16 protein-coding genes are annotated in these 22,047 nt (G+C 72.0%); 7 read left to right on the top strand and 9 right to left on the bottom strand.

Going from position 1 to position 22,047, the window contains the following annotated elements; all coding sequences use genetic code 11:
- The first annotated feature begins 93 nt into the window (after positions 1 to 93).
- Both FDO69_RS17280 and FDO69_RS17275 read left to right on the top strand, forming a co-directional pair.
- Positions 94 to 1,827: an ABC transporter ATP-binding protein gene (locus FDO69_RS17280; protein WP_104780721.1), complete on the top strand. Its 1,734-nt coding sequence runs from the start codon at positions 94 to 96 to the stop codon at positions 1,825 to 1,827.
- Positions 1,827 to 3,755: an ABC transporter ATP-binding protein gene (locus tag FDO69_RS17275; RefSeq protein ID WP_104780720.1), complete on the top strand. Its 1,929-nt coding sequence runs from the start codon at positions 1,827 to 1,829 to the stop codon at positions 3,753 to 3,755. The genes FDO69_RS17280 and FDO69_RS17275 overlap by 1 nt, the downstream gene beginning before the upstream one ends.
- 345 nt (positions 3,756 to 4,100) lie before the next feature.
- Here FDO69_RS17275 and FDO69_RS17270 read toward each other — a convergent pair whose 3' ends face one another.
- Positions 4,101 to 5,396 (bottom strand): RNA polymerase sigma factor, encoded by a 1,296-nt coding sequence (locus FDO69_RS17270; RefSeq protein WP_104780719.1) that lies wholly within the window; start codon positions 5,394 to 5,396, stop codon positions 4,101 to 4,103.
- A gap of 139 nt (positions 5,397 to 5,535) precedes the next feature.
- On the opposite strand from FDO69_RS17270, the gene FDO69_RS17265 reads away from it, so the two are divergent.
- The gene (locus FDO69_RS17265) at positions 5,536 to 6,153 is read left to right on the top strand and encodes a hypothetical protein (RefSeq protein ID WP_167526625.1); all 618 of its coding nucleotides are present in this window, start codon (positions 5,536 to 5,538) and stop codon (positions 6,151 to 6,153) included.
- Entirely contained in the window at positions 6,150 to 7,145 is a 996-nt protein-coding gene (locus FDO69_RS17260; protein ID WP_104780717.1) for a nucleotidyl transferase AbiEii/AbiGii toxin family protein, read from the top strand. The genes FDO69_RS17265 and FDO69_RS17260 overlap by 4 nt, the downstream gene beginning before the upstream one ends.
- Positions 7,146 to 7,151: 6 nt before the next feature.
- Here FDO69_RS17260 and dnaG read toward each other — a convergent pair whose 3' ends face one another.
- The 4 genes from dnaG to FDO69_RS17240 form a co-directional block, all read right to left on the bottom strand.
- Positions 7,152 to 9,071, bottom strand: coding sequence for a DNA primase (dnaG, locus tag FDO69_RS17255; RefSeq protein WP_104780716.1), 1,920 nt, complete (start codon positions 9,069 to 9,071; stop codon positions 7,152 to 7,154).
- Positions 9,072 to 9,179: 108 nt separating this feature from the next.
- A complete protein-coding gene (locus FDO69_RS17250; RefSeq protein ID WP_104780715.1) occupies positions 9,180 to 10,445 on the bottom strand; it encodes an NAD(P)/FAD-dependent oxidoreductase in 1,266 nt (421 codons plus the stop codon).
- A 134-nt stretch (positions 10,446 to 10,579) separates the two neighbouring features.
- A complete protein-coding gene (locus FDO69_RS17245; RefSeq protein ID WP_104780714.1) occupies positions 10,580 to 11,857 on the bottom strand; it encodes a deoxyguanosinetriphosphate triphosphohydrolase in 1,278 nt (425 codons plus the stop codon).
- A gap of 136 nt (positions 11,858 to 11,993) precedes the next feature.
- Positions 11,994 to 12,761, bottom strand: a complete 768-nt coding sequence (locus tag FDO69_RS17240) for a sirohydrochlorin chelatase (RefSeq protein ID WP_104780713.1) — start codon at positions 12,759 to 12,761, stop codon at positions 11,994 to 11,996.
- Between the two features lie 212 nt (positions 12,762 to 12,973).
- Here FDO69_RS17240 and FDO69_RS17235 point away from each other — a divergent pair, with 212 nt between their 5' ends.
- Positions 12,974 to 13,672, top strand: coding sequence for a SanA/YdcF family protein (locus FDO69_RS17235; RefSeq protein ID WP_104780712.1), 699 nt, complete (start codon positions 12,974 to 12,976; stop codon positions 13,670 to 13,672).
- Between the two features lie 38 nt (positions 13,673 to 13,710).
- On the opposite strand, the gene FDO69_RS17230 is transcribed toward FDO69_RS17235, so the two are convergent.
- Genes FDO69_RS17230 through FDO69_RS17220 form a run of 3 tightly spaced genes read right to left on the bottom strand, consistent with a single transcriptional unit; the run spans position 13,711 to position 17,276 of the window.
- The gene (locus FDO69_RS17230) at positions 13,711 to 14,490 is read right to left on the bottom strand and encodes an enoyl-CoA hydratase-related protein (protein ID WP_104780711.1); all 780 of its coding nucleotides are present in this window, start codon (positions 14,488 to 14,490) and stop codon (positions 13,711 to 13,713) included.
- Positions 14,491 to 14,502: 12 nt separating this feature from the next.
- On the bottom strand, positions 14,503 to 15,759 hold the full coding sequence (locus FDO69_RS17225; protein WP_104780710.1) for a ferredoxin reductase domain-containing protein: 1,257 nt from the start codon (positions 15,757 to 15,759) through the stop codon (positions 14,503 to 14,505).
- Positions 15,756 to 17,276, bottom strand: a complete 1,521-nt coding sequence (locus FDO69_RS17220; protein ID WP_104780709.1) for an amino acid adenylation domain-containing protein — start codon at positions 17,274 to 17,276, stop codon at positions 15,756 to 15,758. The genes FDO69_RS17225 and FDO69_RS17220 overlap by 4 nt, the downstream gene beginning before the upstream one ends.
- 393 nt (positions 17,277 to 17,669) lie before the next feature.
- On the opposite strand from FDO69_RS17220, the gene FDO69_RS17215 reads away from it, so the two are divergent.
- A complete protein-coding gene (locus tag FDO69_RS17215; RefSeq protein ID WP_104780708.1) occupies positions 17,670 to 19,799 on the top strand; it encodes a molybdopterin oxidoreductase family protein in 2,130 nt (709 codons plus the stop codon).
- Positions 19,800 to 19,802: 3 nt separating this feature from the next.
- On the opposite strand, the gene FDO69_RS17210 is transcribed toward FDO69_RS17215, so the two are convergent.
- Positions 19,803 to 21,449 carry a M4 family metallopeptidase gene (locus FDO69_RS17210; RefSeq protein ID WP_104780707.1) on the bottom strand — a complete coding sequence of 549 codons (1,647 nt, stop codon included), beginning with the start codon at positions 21,447 to 21,449 and terminating at the stop codon, positions 19,803 to 19,805.
- A 139-nt stretch (positions 21,450 to 21,588) separates the two neighbouring features.
- Here FDO69_RS17210 and FDO69_RS17205 point away from each other — a divergent pair, with 139 nt between their 5' ends.
- The gene (locus FDO69_RS17205; RefSeq protein WP_104780706.1) at positions 21,589 to 22,005 is read left to right on the top strand and encodes a gamma-glutamylcyclotransferase family protein; all 417 of its coding nucleotides are present in this window, start codon (positions 21,589 to 21,591) and stop codon (positions 22,003 to 22,005) included.
- Positions 22,006 to 22,047: the final 42 nt, after the last annotated feature.

Here is a 22,047-nt window from a genome sequence, read left to right as displayed (position 1 = left end):
GGTTAATTCGGTTGAGGTAACGCGGGTGGAGTGTTCGACGATAGGGGCCAGGGGCAACCACTCGGCCCCGTCGTCCACTCCGAGAGAAGCAGCGTGCTCATACGACTTCTGCGGACCTATCTCAGGCCCTACAAGAGACCCATCGCTCTCCTGGTGCTGCTGCAGTTCCTGCAGACCTGCGCCACGCTCTACCTGCCCACGCTGAACGCCGACATCATCGACCAGGGTGTCGTGAACGGCGACACGGGCTACATCGTGGGCTACGGCGGCCTGATGATCGGCATCTCGCTGGTCCAGGTCGTGTGCAACATCGGCGCCGTGTACTACGGCGCCCGTACGGCCTCGGCACTGGGGCGCGACCTGCGGGCGTCCGTGTTCGACCGGGTGCAGTCGTTCTCCGCGCGTGAGGTCGGTCACTTCGGGGCGCCGTCGCTGATCACCCGGACGACGAACGACGTCCAGCAGGTGCAGATGCTGGCGCTGATGACGTTCACACTGCTGGTGTCGGCGCCGATCATGTGCGTGGGCGGCATCGTGCTCGCGCTCGGTCTCGATGTGCCGCTGTCCGGGGTGCTGGTGGCGGTCGTGCCGGTGCTGGGCATCTGCGTGACGCTGATCGTGCGGCGGCTGCGGCCGCTGTTCCGGTCGATGCAGGAGCGGCTGGACTCGGTGAACCAGGTGCTGCGCGAGCAGATCACCGGCAACCGTGTGATCCGCGCCTTCGTCCGGGACGAGTACGAGCAGCAGCGCTTCCGGAAGGCCAACACCGATCTCACCGACTTCGCGCTGGGCACCGGCAACCTGCTCGCGCTGATGTTCCCGATCGTCATGACGGTGGTGAACCTGTCGTCGATCGCCGTGGTGTGGTTCGGGGCGCACCGGATCGACAGCGGCGGCATGCAGATCGGTGATCTGACGGCGTTCCTGGCCTATCTGATGCAGATCGTCATGGCCGTGATGATGGCCACCTTCATGTTCATGATGGTGCCGCGCGCGGAGGTGTGCGCCGAGCGCATCAGCGAGGTGCTGGACACCTCCTCCAGCGTGGTGCCGCCGTCGGCGCCGGTGCGGGAGCTGCGCCGGCACGGGCATCTGGAGCTGCGCGGGGCGGGCTTCCGCTATCCGGGTGCCGAGGAGCCGGTGCTGCGGGCCGTGGACCTGGTGGCCCGGCCGGGTGAGACGACCGCCGTCATCGGCTCGACCGGCAGCGGCAAGTCCACGCTGCTCGGGCTGGTGCCGCGGCTGTTCGACGCGACCGAGGGGCAGGTGCTCGTCGACGGGGTCGAGGTGGCGGAGATCGATCCGCAGCTGCTCGCGAAGACCGTCGGGATGGTGCCGCAGAAGCCGTATCTGTTCGCGGGGACGGTGGCGACCAACCTCCGCTACGGCAACCCGGACGCCACCGACGAGGAGCTGTGGCACGCGCTGGAGGTGGCGCAGGCCAAGGACTTCGTGGAGCGGCTGGAGGGTGGTCTCGACTCGCCGATCTCGCAGGGCGGGACGAACGTCTCCGGTGGTCAGCGCCAGCGGCTCGCGATCGCCCGGACGCTGGTGCAGCGGCCCGAGATCTACCTCTTCGACGACTCCTTCTCCGCGCTCGACTACGCCACGGACGCCGCGCTGCGGGCCGCGCTCACGCAGGAAACCTCCGAGGCGACCGTGGTGATCGTCGCGCAGCGGGTGGCGACCATCCGGGACGCCGACCGGATCGTCGTCCTCGACGAGGGCCGGGTCGTCGGCACCGGCCGGCACCACGAGCTGATGGCGGACAACGAGACCTACCGGGAGATCGTGCTCTCCCAGCTCACGGAAGCGGAGGCTGCCTGATGGCGGGGCCCATGGGGCGGATGATGGCCGGGGGCGGCCCCGACCAGCGCTCGCTGGACTTCAAGGGATCGGGCAAACGGCTCGTCGCGCGGTTCCGGCCGGAGCGGGTCACCATCTACGTGCTGCTGCTGTGCGTGGTGCTCAGCGTCGGCCTGAACGTCGTCGGGCCGAAGATCCTCGGCAAGGCGACCGACCTGGTCTTCGCCGGCATCGTCGGCCGGGGCATGCCGGAGGGGGCGAGCAAGGAGCAGGTCCTCGACTCCATGCGGCAGCGCGGGGACGGTGACGTCGCCGACATGCTGCGCAGTACCGACTTCACCCCCGGTGAGGGCATCGACTTCACGGCCGTCGGGCATGTGCTGCTGCTCGCGCTGGGCGTGTTCACGGTGGCCGGACTGCTGATGGCGGTGGCGACACGGCTGGTGAACCGGGCCGTGAACCGGACCATGTTCCGGATGCGCGAGGACGTCCAGACGAAGCTGTCGCGGCTGCCGCTGTCCTATTTCGACCAGCGCCAGCGCGGTGAGGTGCTGTCCCGGGCGACGAACGACATCGACAACATCGGGCAGACCCTCCAGCAGTCGATGGGGCAGCTCATCAACTCGGTGCTGACCATCATCGGTGTGCTCGCGATGATGTTCTACGTCTCCTGGATCCTGGCGCTGGTCGCGCTGGTGACCGTGCCGCTGTCGTTCGTCGTGGCCACACGCATCGGCAAGCGGTCGCAGCCGCACTTCGTGCAGCAGTGGCGCTCGACGGGCAAGCTCAACGCGCACATCGAGGAGATGTACACCGGGCACGCCCTGGTGAAGGTGTTCGGGCGGCAGGAGGAGTCGGCGCAGCAGTTCGCCGAGCAGAACGACGCGCTGTACGAGGCGGGGTTCAAGGCGCAGTTCAACAGCGGGGTCATGCAGCCGCTGATGATGTTCGTGTCGAACCTGAACTACGTGCTGGTGGCGGTCGTGGGCGGGCTGCGGGTCGCCTCGGGCTCGCTGTCGATCGGTGACGTGCAGGCGTTCATCCAGTACTCGCGGCAGTTCTCCATGCCGCTGACGCAGGTCGCGTCCATGGCGAACCTGGTGCAGTCGGGTGTCGCCTCGGCGGAGCGGGTCTTCGAGCTGCTCGACGCGGAGGAGCAGGAGGCGGACCCGGTGCCGGGTGTGCGTCCCGAGGAGCTGCGCGGGCAGGTGGCGCTGGAGCACGTGTCGTTCCGCTACGACCCCGACAAGCCGCTCATCGAGGACCTGTCGCTGAAGGTCGAGCCGGGGCACACGGTCGCCATCGTCGGCCCGACCGGCGCCGGCAAGACGACGCTGGTGAATCTGCTGATGCGGTTCTACGACGTCACCGGCGGGCGCATCACCCTCGACGGGGTCGACATCGCGCGGATGTCGCGGGACGAACTGCGGGCCGGGATCGGGATGGTGCTGCAGGACACCTGGCTGTTCGGCGGCACGATCGCGGAGAACATCGCGTACGGCGCCTCCCGGAAGGTCACCCGCGGGGAGATCGAGGAGGCGGCCCGGGCGGCGCACGCGGACCGGTTCGTGCGGACGCTGCCGGACGGGTACGACACCGTGATCGACGACGAGGGCACCGGCGTCAGTGCCGGTGAGAAGCAGCTGATCACCATCGCGCGGGCGTTCCTGTCCGACCCGGTGATCCTGGTGCTGGACGAGGCGACGAGCTCGGTCGACACGCGTACGGAGGTTCTGATCCAGAAGGCGATGGCGAAACTGGCGCATGGGCGGACGTCGTTCGTCATCGCCCACCGGCTGTCCACGATCCGTGACGCGGACACGATCCTGGTGATGGAGAACGGGTCGATCGTCGAGCAGGGCGCGCACGAGGATCTGCTGGCGGCGGACGGGGCCTACGCGCGGCTGTACAAGGCGCAGTTCGCGCAGGCGGTGGCCGAGGTGGACTGAGTCGCGATCCGGGGTGCCGGGTGGTGTCGTGGGGCGGCTGCGGGGCCGGCGGGAGCTGGTCTCGCAGTTCCCCGCGCCCCTTGCGGGGCGCACGTCCCCGCGCCCTCAAGGCAAGCGGTTTCCGCGAGCCTCTGAAGGGGCGTCAGCCGCACGTGGCCAAGGGGCGCGTGCGGCTGCGGGCCGGCCGGGGGCTGGTCGCGCAGTTCCCCGCGCCCCTGGCGGGGCGCATGTCCCCGCGCCCTCAAGGGAAGTGGTTTCCGCGAGCCTTTGAAGGGGCGTCAGCCGCACGTGGCCAAGGGGCGCGGGGAACTGCGCGATCCGCCCCCACCGGCCCCGCACTCGGCATCAGTCCAGATAGCCCCGCAGCTGATCCGCGAAGGCGTGATCCCGCAGCTTGTTGAGGGTCTTGGACTCGATCTGCCGTATCCGTTCCCTGGTCACGCCGAAGATGCGGCCGATCTCCTCCAGGGTGCGCGGGCGTCCGTCCGCCAGCCCGTAGCGGAGTTGGACCACCTTCCGCTCCCGCTCCCCCAGGGTCGACAGGACCGCCTCCAGGTGCTCCCTGAGCAGCAGGAACGCGGCCGACTCCACCGGAGAGGCCGCGTCGCCGTCCTCGATGAGGTCGCCGAGGGCGACGTCGTCCTCCTCGCCGACGGGCGCGTGCAGCGACACCGGCTCCTGGGCGAGGCGCAGGACCTCGCTGACCCGCTCCGGCTGCAGGTCCAGGTGCGCCGCGACCTCCTCGGGCGTCGGCTCGTAGCCCCGCTCCTGGAGCATGCGGCGCTGGACGCGGACGACCCGGTTGATGAGCTCCACGACATGGACCGGGACCCGTATCGTGCGGGCCTGGTCGGCCAGGGCGCGGGACATGGCCTGGCGGATCCACCAGGTCGCGTACGTGGAGAACTTGTAGCCGCGGGCGTAGTCGAACTTCTCGACCGCCCTGATCAGGCCGAGGTTGCCCTCCTGGACGAGGTCGAGCATCGTCAGGCCGCGGCCGACGTAGCGCTTGGCGACCGAGACGACCAGGCGCAGGTTCGCCTCGATCAGCCGGCGCTTGGCCATGCGGCCCATGACGACGAGCCGGTCCAGGTCGAGGGCGAGCTGGCTGTCCAGGTCGGGGGTGAGCCGCAGCTTCTCCTCCGCGAACAGTCCGGCCTCGACACGACGGGCGAGTTCGACTTCCTCGGCGGCGGTGAGCAGGGGGATGCGGCCGATCTCCCGCAGGTACTGGCGGAACAGGTCCGAGGAGGGGCTGCCGGTCTCGGTGCGGACCGGCGGGGGTTCGACGGCCTCGGGGGGCTCGGCCGCCTCGACGGCCTCGGCGGGCGGCTCCTCCGGCTCCGGTTCCGCCTCGGGGTGGTGCACGGCGCGGCTCTGCGCCGGGACCCCTGACAGGGCGTCGGCCTCCGCGTCCGGCGCGGCACCGTCGGCGCCGGGGGCGGCACCGGCGTCGGTCTGGGTGAGGGTCTGGGTCTGCACGGGGGCGACCTCCAGGATGATCGCTGCCAAGGAGGGCGGCAGCGGTACTTCGGGGGCGGAGTCGGCCTCGCCGCTTTCCGTCCCGTACGCGATGAGCGGAACCGCGGGGGTCTGGGACCCGTGGGTGACGGATCGGCCGCGCTCCGAGGACTCAGGCACCGGAACCCAGTGTGGGGTAAGACACATCGTCGCCACGAGGGGCGTGCGATGACTTTTTGTTTCCGGTCCGTGACCGCGCGGTCGCCCCTCGTGGGAAACCCAGATGCCTCATATGCCACTGGTCTGCGACGATCGGCCGATGTCCCGTTACCCGTACGAGTCGCATGTGACGGTCCGCTGCGCCGGGCCCGCCGAGCTCGCCCGGCTGCGCCGCTGGGCGGCGGCGGGCGGGTTCAAGCTCACGCACATCGTGCTGGCCAGGGGCCGGATGCGCGACCAGCCGATGATCACCCTGTCCGGTTCACCGTCGTACGCCCGCGAATCGGCGCGCGTACGGGAGGTGGCCGCGCGTTTGCGGGCGGACGGTTTTGATCCGGTGCGCGTGAAGATCGAGTCGTCGCCCTGGGCACCGGAGGTACCGCGCCGGCCCTGCGACGACGGGCGCTACTTCGAGCACCATGTGAAGCTGCGGCTCACCGGGGACACGGACCTGGCGGCTCTCGCGGCGCGCGTCGTGCCGCACGGCGCCCATCTGTCGTGGAACGCCCGGCGGGTGCGGGGCGAGCACCACGAGCGGTTCGTGACCCAGCGCTGCCACGCGGTGGACGCCGAGGGCGCGGGCCGGGCAGTGGAGCGGCTGCTGACCGAGCTGAATGACTGCGAAGTGCTCGGTGTGGAGCGGGAGTTCGTGCTGCACGACAGTGATGTGTCGGTGGACGAGGGATGGCTCGGTGAGCCGGTGGGGGTATCGGGATGAAACAGTCGTGGCAGGGCTTCGGATGGGCGAACACGGAGATCCCACGGGAGCCGCTGGACGACGCCACCCGCCGGGAGGGACACCTGCCGAAGACGCTGCGTCCGGTGCCGGGGGACGACGTGGTGCAGCGCCCGGTCTTCGACCCCGCCCTGAAGCACCTCCACAACGCCTATCGCGCCACCGACCCGGCCTTCGCCGACCCGACGCGGGGCGAGGCGTGGCGGGCGGCCCGCCGGCAGGCGCTGCATCTGGTGCCGGCCGCGATCAGCGGCTCGCCATGGGTGGACTCACTGGTGCTGCGGGGCAGCGTGCTGATGTCCGCGTGGTGCGGGGAGGCCGCGCGCGAGCCCGGTGACCTGGACTTCGTCGTGGTTCCGCACACCTGGCGGATGGAGGACGGCCGGACGGACCGGATGCTGGCCGGGATCGCGGCGGCGGCGCAGGAGCTGGCCGAGGCGCGGGGGCCCGGGGTCGGCATCTCGGCGCGCGGCGCGGTCGTCGAGGACATCTGGACGTACGACCGCGTGCCCGGCCGGCGCATGGTGCTCCCCTGGGGCGCACCCGGCCTGCCCGGCGGCCACGTCCAGCTGGACTTCGTCTTCAACGAGCGGCTGCCCGAGGAACCCGAGCCGGTCGAGCTGCCGGACGGTGCGCTCGTCCAGGCCGCGACGCCGGAGCTGTCGCTGGCGTGGAAGCTGATGTGGGTGATCAACGACGCGCACGCCCAGGGCAAGGATCTGTACGACGCCGTCCTGCTGGCCGAGCGCTACCCGTTGCGCTACGAGCTGCTGCACGAGGTGTTCCGGCTGTCGGGCGAGTGGCCGTACCCGTACCGCGAGAAGGTCCTCCTGGAGGACGTGGTGGAGGCGGTCGGCTACGTGGAGTGGAACCACTTCGTCACCGAGTACCCGCGGTTCAGGTACGACGAGCGGGAGTTCGCCGAGCGGCTGGTGCGCGCGGTGACGCCGACCTTCGAGGGGGCCGGGGCCTGACCGGTGTCAGAGCGCGGCGGCGCCGTGCTCGCGGAGGGTCTGGTCGTACTGCTGGAGGACCCACAGTTCGTTCTGCACGGCGGCGAGCTCGGCCGGGTCGCCGTGGGTTCCGAGGCGGGTGAGCCGGCCCGTGATGTCGCGGATGCGGCGCTCCACGGCCCGGCGGCGGACCGTCACCAACTGGGCGCCCGCGTACACCTCGTCGGCCCCCTTCACGCCCTTGTGCAGCAGGATCGCCTCGACGGCGAGCTCCGTCACCATCGCGCGGACCGCGTCGTCCGGGGCGGCCTCGCGGACCCTGACCAGATAGTCCTGGGGGTCGGCGACGCCCGGTTCGGCGCCGCCCGCGTCCTGGATGGCCTGGCGTACGGCGGCGTAGGGCGGGGCGGTGAACTCGTCCACGCCGTAGGCGTCGAAGGCCGGGGAGACCAGCTCGGGGCGCTGCAGGGCGAGTTTGAGGAGCTCCCGCTCGGTGGCGAAGACGGGGTTGCGGAGGTTGAGGGCCGGGCCCCGTGGGGTGGCGGGCCGGGGCGGGCCGGCGTACTGCTGCCCCTGGTGGTGCCTCTCCGGGGCGGGGCCCTTGCCGCCGCGGTCGCGGGCCCAGCGGGCCAGCTGGGCCACGCGCTTGACCACGAACTGGGTGTCGAGGATGCCGAGCATGCCGGCGAGCTGGACGGCGACCTCGTGCTGGGCGCCGCTGTTCTTGATGCGGGCGACGATCGGGGCGGCCTCGTCCAGGGCGGAGGCGCGGCCCGCCGGGGTGTCGAGGTCGTAGCGGCTCACGATCTGGCGCAGCGCGAACTCGAAGAGGGGGGTGCGGGGCTCGACGAGGTCGGCGACGGCCTCGTCGCCCTTGGCGAGGCGCAGGTCGCAGGGGTCCATGCCGTCCGGGGCGATGGCGATGTACGTCTCGGCGGCGAACTTCTGGTCGTCCTCGAAGGCACGCAGGGCGGCCTTCTGTCCGGCGGCGTCGCCGTCGAAGGTGAAGATGACCCGGGCCGAGCCGTTGTCCATGAGCAGCCGGCGGAGGATCTTGATGTGCTCGCCGCCGAAAGCGGTGCCGCAGGTGGCGATGGCGGTCGTCACGCCGGCGAGGTGGCAGGCCATGACGTCGGTGTAGCCCTCGACGACGACCGCGCGGGAGGCCTTGGCGATGTCCTTCTTCGCCAGGTCGATGCCGTAGAGGACCTGGGACTTCTTGTAGATCGCCGTGTCGGGCGTGTTGAGGTATTTGGGGCCGTTGTCGGCCTCGTAGAGCTTGCGGGCGCCGAAGCCGACGACGTCACCGCCGATGTCGCGGATGGGCCACATCAGGCGTCCGCGGAAGCGGTCGATGGGGCCGCGGCGGCCCTCCTGGGAGAGGCCGGAGAGCAGCAGCTCCTTGTCGGTGAAGCCCTTGCCGCGCAGGTAGCGCGTGAGATGGTCCCAGCCCTGGGGGCTGTAGCCGACGGAGAAGTGCTGGGCGGCGGCCTGGTCGAAGCCGCGATCGGCGAGGAACTGGCGGCCGGCGTCGGCCTCCGGGCTGGTGGCGAGCTGTTCCACGTACCAGTCGGCGGCGATCTTGTGGGCCTCGACCAGGCGGATCCGCTCGCCGCGCTGGTGGGAGGGGTTGTAGCCGCCCTCCTCGTAGCGCAGGGTGATGCCCGCCTGGCCGGCCAGGCGCTCGACCGCCTCCGAGAAGGAGAGGTGGTCGATCTTCATCACGAACGTGATGGTGTCGCCGCCCTCCTGGCAGCCGAAGCAGTGGAAGAACCCCTTGCTCGGGCTGACCTGGAAGGACGGGGACTTCTCGTCGTGGAACGGGCAGAGGCCCTTGAGGTTTCCGCCGCCCGCGTTGCGCAGCTGGAGGTACTCGGACACCACGGCGTCGATCGGGACCGCGTCCCGTACCGCCTTCACGTCCTCGTCGTTGATCCGTCCTGCCACGAGGTGATTCTACGGGGCCGAACTGACACCCCCGGAGGCGAGACGGCTTTCCGGCCGGGGGTCCGGGGGGCGCCCCCCGGGAATCACAGCGCGGGGGTGGTGTGACAGCTACGGTGCGAGGCTCTCCAGCGGCACATGCGGGTCCGCCAGGGACTCCGTGTTCACCCTCGCCCTGGAGCGGATCAGGCGCTGGATCTTGTCCGTGACGTCCCACACGTTCACGTTCATCCCGGCCAGCACCCGGCCGTCCTTCACCCAGAACGCGATGAACTCGCGTTTCCCGGCGTCCCCGCGGATCACCACCTGGTCGTAAGCGCCCGCGGGCGCCCAGCCGGAGTACTCCATCCCCAGGTCGTACTGGTCGGAGAAGAAGTAGGGCACCCGGTCGTACGTCACCTCCCGGCCCAGCATGGAGCGCGCGGCCGCCGGTCCGCCGTTCAGGGCATTGGCCCAGTGTTCGACGCGGACCCGCGTGCCGAAGAGGGGGTGCGGGAAGGAGACGACGTCGCCGGCCGCGTAGACGTCCGGGTCGGAGGTGCGCAGCCGCTCGTCGACGACGATGCCGCCGCCGTGGGCCCGGTCGGCGATCTCCAGGCCCGCCGCCTCCGCGAGGTGGGTGCGCGGGGCCGCGCCGATCGCCGCGAGCACGTCGTGCGCCGGGTGCTCCTCGCCGTCGTCGGTGCGGGCCGCGAGGACCATGCCGTCCTGGCCGACGATCTCCGTCAGCCGCCTGCCGAAGTGGAACCGCACCCCGTGCTCGCGGTGCAGGTCGGCGAAGAGCCCGCCCAGCTCCGGGCCCAGCACGCCGTGCAGGGGGGTCGGCCCGTGCTCGACGACCGTGACCTCGGCCCCGTACTCGCGTGCCGCCGCCGCGACCTCCAGGCCGATCCAGCCGGCTCCGGCGATGACGAGGTGGCCGTTGTCCCGGCCGAGGTTGGTCAGGACGTGTTTGAGGCGCTCGGCGTGGGCGAGGCGGCGCAGGTGGTGCACGCCGGCCAGGTCGGTGCCCGGGATGTCCAGGCGGCGGGGCTCGGCGCCGGTCGCCAGGAGCAGCTTGTCGTAGCGGACGACGGTGCCGTCCTCGCCGAAGCGGACCGTCTTGGCCGTGCGGTCGACGGCGTCGACGGTCTGGCCGAGGTGCAGCTCGATGTCGTGGGCCGCGTACCAGGCGGGTTCGTGCACGAAGACGCTGTCGCGTTCCTCCTTGCCGAGGAGGTAGCCCTTGGACAGGGGCGGACGCTCGTAGGGGTGGTCGCGTTCGTCGCAGATCAGTATCACGCGGCCGGTGAAGCCCTCCGCCCGGAGCGTCTCGGCCGCCTTCGCGCCGGCCAGTCCGCCTCCGACGATGACGAATGTCTGATCCGCGTCGACCACTTGGTGCCTCCTCGTCAGGGTGTCGCCACTTGCGAGCGTCCCGCACGGAGCGTGATGCGGGAAGAGGGAGTGACCCGATCAGGCCACGGAGGGTCACCTTCGGGGGTGCTCGCGTCCCGCCCGTCGCGCCGGTCTCATCCCTGCCCCGTCAGACGGGCGTGAAGCGAACGGGCGGAGGTGTCGGTGAGGGAGGAGATCTGGTCGACGATCACCCGCTTGCGCGCCCGGTCGTCCCCCGCCCGGGCGAACAGGGCGCGGAACTGCGGGTCCAGGCCGTCCGGGGCGCGGGCGGTGAGCGCCTCGGCCAGTTCGGCGACGACGATCCGCTGGTCGGCGCGCAACCGCTCCTGCTCGGCGCGCTGCATGACGTAGAGGTCGGCGACGGCCTTGAGGACGGCGCACTCCATCCGGGTCTCGCGCGGGACGACGAGCTCGGCGGCGTACCGGGTGAGCCGCCCGTCCCCGTAGGCCGTGCGGGTCGCGGTCTCGGCGGCCAGGCAGAAGCGTCCGATGAGCTGGCTGGTGGCGTCCTTCAGACGGGCCTGGGCGACGGCGGTGCCGTCGTAGCCGTGCGGCCACCACTCCTGGGCGAGGAGCCGGTCCAGGGCCTCGGCCAGCTCGGCGGGGTCTGTGTCGGCGGGGACGTACCGGCCGCGGGCGACCTCGAAGACGTCCCGGCGTTCGGGGTCGGCGTGCAGGCAGTTGGGGTCGATGTGACCGGCGTGCAGGCCGTCCTCCACGTCGTGCACCGAGTAGGCGACGTCGTCGGACCAGTCCATGACCTGTGCCTCGAAGCAGGTGCGGGTGCCGGGGGCGTCCTTGCGGAGCCAGTCGAAGACGGGGCGGTCGTCCTCGTAGACACCGAACTTGTGCGAGGCCGGGTCGGTCGGATGCGCGCCGCGGGGCCAGGGGTACTTGGTGGCGGCGTCGAGGGCGGCGCGGGTGAGGTTGAGGCCGACGGAGCGCTCCGAGGTGAACCGTTTGGGCTCGATACGGGTGAGGAGCCTGAGCGACTGGGCGTTGCCCTCGAAGCCGCCGCAGTCCGCCGCGAACTCGTTGAGGGCCTGTTCGCCGTTGTGTCCGAAGGGCGGGTGGCCCAGGTCGTGGGAGAGGCAGGCGGCTTCCACGAGGTCCGGGTCGCAACCGAGGGCCGCGCCCAGCTCGCGGCCGACCTGGGCGCATTCGAGGGAGTGGGTGAGGCGGGTGCGGGGGCTGGCGTCCCAGGCGGGGCCGAGGGTGCCGGGCGTGACCACTTGGGTTTTGCCGGCGAGTCTTCTCAGGGCGGCACTGTGCAGGACCCGGGCCCGGTCGCGTTGGAAGGCGGTGCGGCCGGGGCGTTTGTCTGGTTCCGGGGCCCAGCGGTCGACTGACGTCGGGTCGTAGGCCGTGGGGTCTTGTGCGGTGCCTGCCATGTGTCGACAGTACGGGCACGGGTGTGCTGTACGCCGTCGCGTGTGCCGAGTTCGGTGGTGTGGCGTGTGCGGGCTCGTCGTGGCTTGTCGCGCCGTTCCCCGCGCCCCTTTCGGGGCGTGTCCCGCTCCGCCGGTATCAGGCTGAGGCCAATGCCCTGAAGGCCGCCTTCGCCAGTGCCTCCTCGTAGCGGTGGAGGACGAGGTCGGCCATCGACGGGTGGGTGCCCAGGGGAGCCGCCGCAATCCAGGGGGCCTTCCGGGCGCATTCCGTGGCGAAGCGGCCCGGGGCCGTGAAGTAGGACGCGAGGGCGATGTGGCGGCGCCCCCTTGCCAGGAGGGCGCGGACGGCCGTTTCGACCGTCGGGGTCGCCGCCGAGGCGTAGGCCGGGATGACCGGGACGCCGAGGCGGGTCGCCAGGAGCTGGGCGGTGCGGCCCGTGTCCGTCTTGGCGTCCGGGTCGCGGGAGCCCGCGGCGGCGAGGACGACCGCGCTGGTGCGGTGGGGTGTCCCGCCCCAGCCGGCTTCCGTGAGGCGGGCCTGGAGGGCGTCGACCAGGAGCGGGTGGGGGCCCAGGGGGGCGGCCAGGTGGGTGCGGGCCCGGGAGGCGGCCGCCATCTCGGGGATGTCCTGCTTGACGTGGTAGCCACGGCTGAGGAGGAGGGGGACGAGAACCGCCTCCGAGTCCCCGAGCGCCGCCAGGGTGTCGGGGAGCAGGGGGGCGTTGAGTTCGATGTGGCCCAGGTGCACGGGCACGTCGGGGCGCAGGGCCCGGACCCGGTCGAGGAGCGCCCGCACGGTGCTCAGCGCACGGGGGTCGCGGCTGCCGTGGGCCACGACCACGAGGGCGGGCGGGGCCGGGCGGCGCGTGGCGGGCGGCGGGACGAGGCTGAGCTGACTGGGCATGCTCCGATGGTGGCGGCGGCGCGTTGCCTTCCCGTTGCGTGGGCGTCACGGGTGTTTTCCAGCGGTTCACGATGCGGGACAGGGCTGTGTGAGCTGCCTTGACCTGCGGTTTCCACGAATCGAGTGAAGCTGGTCACGTGGCTGCGGATGAACCGGGCGGTCCCGGACGACGTCCCTGACTGTCGAGGGGCCGACCTGGGGAGGACCGTCCGATGCGTCGTGTGACGTTCCGAAGACCACGGCTGCCGCGTACCCGTCGAGGGCAGCGACGGCTGGTGCAGGCCGTGATGGCCGGGTGCGTGCTGGCCCTGCTTCCGGCGACGTGGATGTACGCCGTGGCGGGTGACCGGCTGCGGACGGCGGCGGATGTGCCGCGTACCGAGGTGGCGGTGGTGTTCGGTGCCGGGCTGTGGGAGGGCGAGCCCTCGCCGTATCTCGCGCACCGGCTCGACGCCGCGGCGAAGCTGTACCGGGAGGGACGGGTGGAGGTGGTGCTCGTCACCGGGGACAACAGCCGGGAGGACTACGACGAGCCGGACGCGATGCGCGCGTATCTGACGCGGCACGGGGTGCCCGACGGGCGGATCGTCAGCGACTACGCGGGGTTCGACACCTGGGACTCCTGCGTGCGCGCGAAGAAGATCTTCGGGGTGGATCAGGCCGTGCTGATCAGTCAGGGCTTCCACATCCGGCGGGCGGTGGCGCTGTGCGAGACGGCGGGGATCTCCTCGTACGGCGTCGGCGTGGACGCCGTGCACGACGCGACCTGGTACTACGGGGGCGCCCGGGAGATCCTCGCCGCCGGGAAGGCCGCGCTGGACGCGGTGTTCCGCCCGGATCCGCGGTTCCTCGGACCGCGGGAGCCGGGTGTGGAGCGGGCGTTGGCGACGGCCGGGGACCCTCGCGGGTGACTCGGCCGGGGGCGGACGCCCCCGGCCGGCCGGTGGTGTCAGTGCCCGTGCCCGTGCCCTTGGAAGCGCGGGGGGCGCTTCTCCAGGAACGCCGTCATGCCCTCCTTCTGGTCGTCGGTGGCGAACAGGGCGTGGAAGACTCGGCGTTCGAAGCGGATCCCGTCGCGCAGACCGGTTTCGAGGGCCCGGTCGACGCACTCACGGGCCGCCCTGACCGCCGCACTGCCGTACGAGGCGATCGCCGCCGCCGCTTCGAGGGCCTCGGGCAGGACCCGGTCGTCCGGGACCACACGGGAGACGAGACCGCAGCGTCCAGCCTCCCGTGCGTCCATGGTGCGACCGGTGAGGACCAGGTCCATGGCCGTGGCCCGGCCGACGAGCCGGGTCAGCCGCTGGGTGCCGCCGATGCCGGGGATCACGCCGAGCTTGATCTCGGGCTGCCCGAAGACCGCCGACTCCCCCGCGACGACCAGGTCGCACATCATCGCCAGCTCGCAACCACCCCCGAGGGCATGTCCGTTGACGGCCGCGATCTTCGGGGTGCGGAGGTCCGCGAACTCCTCCCAGCCGGCGAAGTAGTCCTCGGCCGCCATGTCGACGGCCGACTTCCCGGCCATCTCCCTGATGTCGGCGCCCGCGGCGAAGACCGTGTCCGAGCCGGTGACGACGAAGCAGCCGACCTCTGGGTCCGCGTCCAACGGGCGCAGGGTGTCGAGGAGTTCGGACAGCAGCGCCGAGCTGAGCGCGTTGCGTACGTGCGGGCGGTGCAGACGTACGGTCACCACCCGGCCGTCACGTTCCAGCTTCAGGTTGTTCATCGGTATCCCCTTCTACGAGTCCCAGATCGCGCCGTACGCCGGGATGCCCCGCCGTTCCAGGCCGTGGACCACCTGCCAGGTCAGCTTCTTGTTGGAGATGCAGATGACCGCCTCCGCCCCGAAGTCCCGGCAGGCCTCGTGGGCGAGGCGCACCATGTCGGGCTTGCCGTGCCGTGAGGTGTCCCAGATCCTGGCGTCCGGCTGGACGGCGAGGATCTCGTCGACCAGGGCGTCGCCGTAGGTCGTCCGGGGGTCGCGGGTCGCCCAGACCAGCCGGGAGGGCACCTGGGCGGCGAGCAGGTGGGGCAGGCAGGGGCCGATGCCGCTGCCGGTGGCGACGTACACCACCTTGGTGAACAGGACCTCGATGTTGGCCACGCCGGCCGTGGTGATGCCCTTGACCCACACCTGGCGGGGCAGGTCGTCGATGAAGGAGCCGGTCCAGTCGCCGGCCCGGGAGATCGTGAGCCGGAAGCCGGACTCGCCGGGGGCGGGCACGTTGGCGAAGGAGTGCCACTCCTTGAGCGGGCTGCGGCTGATCGCGGTGGAGGAGCCCGCGAAGGGGGTCTCGCCGTGGTCGAAGCGGGCCAGCACGACGTGCGAGGAGGGGCGTTCGAGGCGGACCTCCACCTTGCGCAGCCGCAGCCAGGGCAGGGCGACGCTGAAGGTGATCACCGCGAGTGTGCCGACCTGCCACGGGCCCGGCGACGACAGCAGCGTGTGCGTCCAGAACAGGGCCAGGGCCGCCCAGCCGCCGAAGCGGTGGATCTTCTCGAAGTGGTCGTGCCGGCGGGAACGGAACGGGGGCAGGGCGGTGGCGATGATCAGCGCGAGGAGGACGATCAGGGTCCACCCGACGGCCCTGGCGGGGCCGTCGGGTGCCGTGATCGTCGAGGCCAGGAACCAGGCGGTGCCCGCCAGTGCCCCGCCGACGTGCAGTCCGCCGAAGTGGTAGACCTTGCCGAGCGTCCAGCGGACCCGCAGCGGCCAGCCCGTCGGCGCCGAAGTCGCCAGCCGGAACAGCAGGTTGACGACGTACTGCTGGCGTACGACGACGGCGAGGGCGAGGTTGGTGAGGGCCGCGTGCCCGAGGGTGGGGGCGGCCAGAGGCCAACTGGCCAAGGCGAAAGCCGTGTTGGCCAGGAGCACCAGGGCCGCGAGCCGGTTGTAGTGCATCAGGCGGGGGTGCTTGAGCAGGCGGCGGGGGCCGGGCAGGAGCGGCGGGAGCCCGCCGGTGGCCTGCTGGTCGCGGGGCGGGGACGTGGTCATCGCGCCACCGCCACACGCGCCTCGATCATGTGCAGCAGAGCCTGTTTGTCGACCTTGCCGCGGTCGGTCTCGGGGAGGAGGGCCAGCGGCAGGATCCGCTCCGGGACGCAGTAGTAGGGCAGGGCGTCCGCGACCGCCCGGCGCGCCGCTTCCGGGTCGACGTCCGCCGGGCAGACGAAGGAGACCAGGGTGCGGGCGTCGCGTTTCAGGGTGACGGCCCGGGTGCAGCCGGCGGCGGACTCCAGGACCGAGGAGACGGAGTCCAGTTCGACGCGGAAGCCGCGCACCTTGACCTGGTCGTCGGTGCGGCCGAGGTGCTCCAGCTCGCCGCCGGGGGTCCAGCGGCCGAGGTCGCGGGTGCGGAACATGCGGTGGGCGCCGCCGAGGAAGGGGTCGGGGGCGTACCGCTCGGCGTTGAGGGCGTCGTCGCCGAGGTAGCCGGCGGACACGCAGTCGCCGCCGGCCCACATCTCGCCGGGCTCGCCGACGGGCACGGGACGGCGGTCGGCGTCGAGGACGTAGACGGTGTTGTTGGGGGTGGGGCGGCCGATGGAGAGCAGCGGGGCGTCCGGGTCGTGGCGGCTCATCGTGTTGACGATCGTCGTCTCGGTGGGGCCGCAGCCGTTGAAGAAGGCGGCCTGCCGGGCCCAGCGGTCGGCCAGCGGGCGCGGGCAGGGCTCCCCCGCGACGGCGACCGTGCGCACCCGGGGGCAGGCGGCCGGGTCGAGTCCGGACAGCACGGTCGGGGTCGCGACGAGCACGTCCGCCGTGCGGGCGGCCGCGGCGATGTCCTTGCCGCGGATGACGAGGGTGCCGCCGTGGGTGAGGCAGCCGAGGATCTCCCAGGCGGCCATGTCGAAGGCGATGTTGAGGAGCTGGGCGACCCGGTCGCCGGGCCGGACGCCGAGGTCGCCCGGGGCGGTGAGCAGGAGGTTGGCGACGTTGCGGTGGGTGACCTTCACGCCGTTGGGGCGGCCGGTGGTGCCGGAGGTGAACAGCACGTAGGCGCCGTCGTCGCCGGTGACGGGGACCCGCGGGGCCGGGGCGTACGGCAGCGGCTCGTCGAGCGGGAGCAGCAGATGGCCGTCGGGCAGGGGCACGCGGTGGGCGTGTTCGGCGACCGTGAGGACGACCCGGGTGCGGGCGGTGCGGATGACGTGGGTGAGCTGGGCCGGGGGTGCGAGGCCGATGTCCTGCGGGACGTAGGCGGCGCCGGCCTTCAGGATGCCGAGCAGGCCTACCAGCATCGGGATCGAGCGGCGGACGAACAGGCCGACGTGGTCGCCGGGGCGGACGCCTTCGTGGACCAGGCGGGCGGCGAGGGCTCCGGCGTACCGGTCGAGTTCGCCGTAGGTGATGCGGGCGCCCTGGTGTTCGGCGGCGACCGCGTGCGGGGTGGCCAGGGCATGCCGGGCGACGGCGTGGTGCAGGAGGGGGTCGGGGACGGGGACGGCGGGGCCTCGGCCGTACTGCCTGAAGAGCTGCTGGTCACGGGGGGTCAAGTGGCGCAGAGGCATGATCGGGTGGCCTCCTGGCTGTTTCGAGGTCGGATTGCCACCTGCGGTCCGGCCGCGGGTGGATGCTGCCGTGAGCGGCGGGCATGCCCGGGTGTCGAACGCCGTGCGGAGTCGTGCGAGCGCTGCGCGTAGCGAGAGCGTAGTGCTGCTGCTTCAACTCTCAACGAGGTCGGATCGGCCAAGAAAGGAACGCAATGAGCCACATGTGGCGTTTCTCGTCCCAAGGGCAACGTCGGTGCCGGTCGGCGACGACCTGAAGGAGGGCGGGCCTGTGCCTGACCAGGCAAGGGGCTCCCGCCTCACGTGGGCGGGGCGGTGGCGGGGAGGTTGCCGTCCCGGCCGCGTAACAGGGAACCGTCCCCGGCGTAACACGGCCGACGCACGCTGGACGGCATGCAGAACACCGCGACGCCCACGCACTGCCCGTACTGCGCCCTGCAGTGCGGGATGAACCTCACGCCCGCACCGGACGGGACCGTCGTGGTGAGCGAGCGCGCGGACTTCCCGGTGAACCGGGGCGCCCTGTGCGGCAAGGGCCGTACATCGGCCGAGGTGCTCGCGCGGAACGTGCGTCTGACCTCCCCGTTGGTGCGCGACGAGGGCGGCACGCTGGTGCCCGCCTCCTGGGACGAGGCGCTGGAGAGGATCGCGGCGGGGCTGGGCCGCACGCGCGCGGAGCACGGGCCGGACGCGGTCGGGGTGTTCGGCGGGGGCGGGCTGACGAACGAGAAGGCCTACACGCTCGGCAAGTTCGCGCGGGTCGTGCTCGGCACCTCGCAGATCGACTACAACGGGCGTTTCTGCATGTCGTCGGCGGCGGCCGCCGGCATCAAGGCGTTCGGCCTCGACCGGGGGCTGCCCTTCCCGCTGGAGGACATCCCGAAGTCCGGTTGCGTGATCCTCGTCGGGTCGAACCTCGCGGAGACCATGCCGCCGTCGCTGCGGTTCTTCACCGAGCTGAAGGAGAACGGCGGCACGCTGATCGTCATCGACCCGCGCCGCACGAAGACCGCCGAGCAGGCGGACCTGCACCTGGCGCCCCGCCCGGGCACGGACCTGGCCCTCGCCCTGGGCCTGCTGCACCTGGTGATCGCCGAAGGCCGGGTGGACGAGGAGTACGTCAAGGAACGCACGGCCGGCTGGGAGGACGCCCGGGCCGCCGCGATGGCGCACTGGCCGGAGTACGTGGAGCGGATCACGGGGGTGTCCGTTCCACAACTCCGCGAGGTCGTACGAATGTTCTGCGAGCCGGAGTCGGCGATGGTGCTCACCGCACGCGGGCCGGAGCAGCAGTCCAAGGGCACCGACACGGTGGGCGCGTGGATCAACCTGTGCCTGGCGACCGGCCGGGCGGGCCGCCCGCGCTCCGGGTACGGCTGCCTGACCGGCCAGGGCAACGGGCAGGGCGGGCGCGAACACGGGCAGAAGGCCGACCAGTTGCCGGGCTACCGCAAGCTCGACGACCCGGCCGCCCGGGCGCACGTCGCCGAGGTGTGGGGCGTCGACCCGGACAGCCTTCCCGGGCCGGGGCGCAGCGCGTACGAGCTGCTGGACGCGCTGGGCACCGACATCAGGTCGCTGCTGCTGATGGCGTCCAACCCGGTGGTGTCGGCGCCGCGCGCCGCGCACATCGAGGAGCGCATCAGGTCGCTGGACTTCCTGGCGGTCTGCGACGTGGTGCTGTCGGAGACGGCGGAGCTCGCGGACGTCGTCCTGCCGGTCACCCAGTGGGCCGAGGAGACGGGCACGACGACGAACCTGGAGGGCAGGGTGCTGCTGCGGCGCCGGGCGATCACCCCGCCCGACGGCATCCGCAGCGACCTGGAGGTCCTGCACGAACTCGCCGCCCGCCTGGGCGTGGAAAAGGGCTTCCCGACCGACCCTGAGGAGGTCTTCGAGGAACTGCGCCGGGCGTCGGCGGGCGGGGCGGCGGACTACTCGGGGATCACCTACCGGAGACTGGCCGAGGAGAACGGGGTGTTCTGGCCCTGCCCTGCGGCGGTGGAGACGGCCGACGCGGACGAGGACGCCCTTCCCGGCGGGGAGGCGCCCGCCGTGCACCCCGGCACGCCGCGCCTCTTCCTCGACCGCTTCGCCACGCCGGACGGCCGGGCCCGGTTCGTCCCCGTCTCGCACCGGGCGACCGCCGAGGAGCCCGACGAGGAATACCCCGTGCTGCTGACCACCGGGCGGGTCGTGGCGCAGTACCAGTCCGGGGCACAGACCCGGCGCGTGGCGGAGCTGAACGCCGCCGCGCCCGGGCCGTTCGTGGAGCTGCACCCGAGGCTGGCGGCCCGGCTCGGAGCGGCCGAGGGGGACCCGGTGGCCGTCGTGTCACGGCGGGGCCGGGCGGTGGCACCCGCGAGGATCACGCACGCCATCCGGCCCGACACCGTCTTTATGCCCTTCCACTGGCCGGGCGAGGGCCGCGCCAACACCCTCACCAACCCCGCGCTCGACCCGACCTCCCGGATGCCGGAGTTCAAGGCGTGCGCGGTACGGCTGGAGGCCGTCGAGCGGTAGCGGTCAGCTCACGGCGACGGCCTTCCAGGCCGCCGCCACCGCCTTGTGCTCGGTGCTGTCGGCGCCGTAGAGGTCCTTCGCCGCGCTCAGGGTCGCCGTGCGGGCGTCCGCGTAGTCCGTCGAGGACGTCATGTAGACCGTCAGGGCGCGGTACCAGATCTTGCCCAGGGCGGCCCGGCCGATGCCGTTCACCGTGGAGCCGTCGCAGGTCGGGGAGTTGTAGGCGACGCCGTTGAGGGACTTCTTGCCGCTGCCCTCCGCGAGCAGGTAGGCGAAGTGGTTGCCGACGCCGGAGGAGTAGTGCACGTCGAGGTCGCCGAGCTTCGCGTTCCAGCAGTCCGCCGACTTGCCGTCCTTGGACGGCTTGTCCATGAAGCGCAGGGCCTCGCGGCCGAGGCCGGAGCGGACGACCTTCTCGCCGATGAGCCAGTCGCCCCGGTCCTCGGCGTTGGCCGCGTGGAACTCCACCAGCGTGCCGAAGATGTCCGACGTGGCCTCGTTCAGGCCGCCGGACTCGCCCGAGTAGGTCAGCGCCGCCGTCTTCGACGTCACGCCGTGGGACATCTCGTGCCCGGCGACGTCCAGTGACACGAGCGGCCCCATGAGCTTGCCGTCACCGTCGCCGTACGTCATGCAGAAGCAGTTGTCGTCCCAGAAGGCGTTGTTGTAGTCCTTGCCGTAGTGGACGCGGTTGAAGGAGCCCTTGCCGTCGCCGGCGATGCCGTCACGGCCGTGGACCTTCTTGTAGTAGTCCCAGGTGGCGTCCGTGCCGTACTGGGCGTCGACCGCGACCGTGGACCGGTCGGCGGCCGCGCCCGTGCCCCACTGGTTGTCGGCGTCCGTGAAGAGCGTCGCGGGGGCGCGGGTCAGGCAGACGGTCAGCAGGCACTTGTCCGTCTTGTTCTCGGCGTCGCCGGTGTACGTGCCGCCACGCGTCGCGTCTTTGAGCTGGTACGACGAGCCGGCCGCCGTCGTCTCCAGCGGGACCGTGCCGCCGTAGAGGGATTTGCCGTCGCCCGACGCCGACTCCATGGAGTCCCAGGCGTCGATCCGGGCGCCGGTCGTCGCGTCGGTCAGGACGGTGCGCCCGACCGGGTTGCCGAGTTCGTCGTGCGCCACCGCGTCGGTCTGCCAGGCCAGCTTGGGGGCGCCGTGCAGGGCGTCGACGACGAGACGGGGCTTGGCGGTGAGCTTCTTCAGGGTCTCGCCGAGGTGCGCGGCGCGCAGCAGGTTCGCCGCGAGGTCGGCGGCCCTGGGGGCGGTCACCTTCGGGGTGACGCTCGCCAGGGAGAGCGCGGACTTCGTCGCGCGGCTCGTGCCGCGGTAGGTGCCGTCCGGGTTCAGGTGGAGCACGAAGTCGCCGCCGAGCACCGGGAGTCGGTGGTAGGTGCGGTCGTAGCGCACGTGCCGGGTGCCGTCCTCGTCGACGACGACGTCCCGGACCTTCGTCTCCTGGGCCGGGGTGAGGCCCAGGGCTTTGGCCCGGTCCGCGAGCACCGCCTCCGCGTCCTCGATCGCGCCCGACCTGGTCGGCCGGTCGGCCGCGCCGGCGACCGGGGAGAGAACGGCGGCCAGCAGGGCGGTGGTACCGGTGACGGCCACACCGGCGAGGGTGAGACGGGAACCGCGGACATGACGTATCCGACTCATCGGTCTCCTCATACGGGCGCACCCGGTCGCGTGGGGTCGACCGGGGGCGGCGTTGATGTTGACCGCGAGTTAAGGCGTCACGGACCTGGCATGTCCATAGCCCCGCTGTGGAGGTGTGTGAGGGTGCAGAATCGTTCCTGTGACCCTGCCTTTCTTCGTCTACGGCACCCTCCGCCCGGGGGAGGTCAACCACGGCCTCTTCCTGCGCGGCCGCACCCGCTCCGAGGAGCCGGGCAGACTCGCGGACACGGTGCTCTACGAGGGGCCGGGCTACCCGTACGCGGTCGAGGAGCCGGGCGGCGGCGCGGTGAGCGGGGAGCTGGTCACCGCGCTGCCCGAGGCGTACGGGGGCCTGCTCGCGGAGCTGGACCGGCTGGAGGAGTACGTGCCGGGGGATCCGCGCAGTCTGTACGAGCGCGTGGAGCGGCAGGTCGTGCGGGAGGCCGACGGGGTGGCCGTCCGGGCCTGGGTGTACGTGGCCGCGCCCGCCGTCGCCGCACGCCTGCGGACCCGGGGGCGGGCGATCGCGGGCGGGGACTGGCGGGCGCGGGTGTGACGGGCCGCGGCGTCAGGGGTACGGCGGCGTGAGAGAGCCGGA

This window comes from Streptomyces tibetensis, assembly GCF_007655005.1.
In the GTDB taxonomy this organism is placed as follows: Bacteria; Actinomycetota; Actinomycetes; order Streptomycetales; family Streptomycetaceae; genus Streptomyces; species Streptomyces tibetensis.
This window is presented reverse-complemented; position numbering and strand designations above follow the sequence as displayed.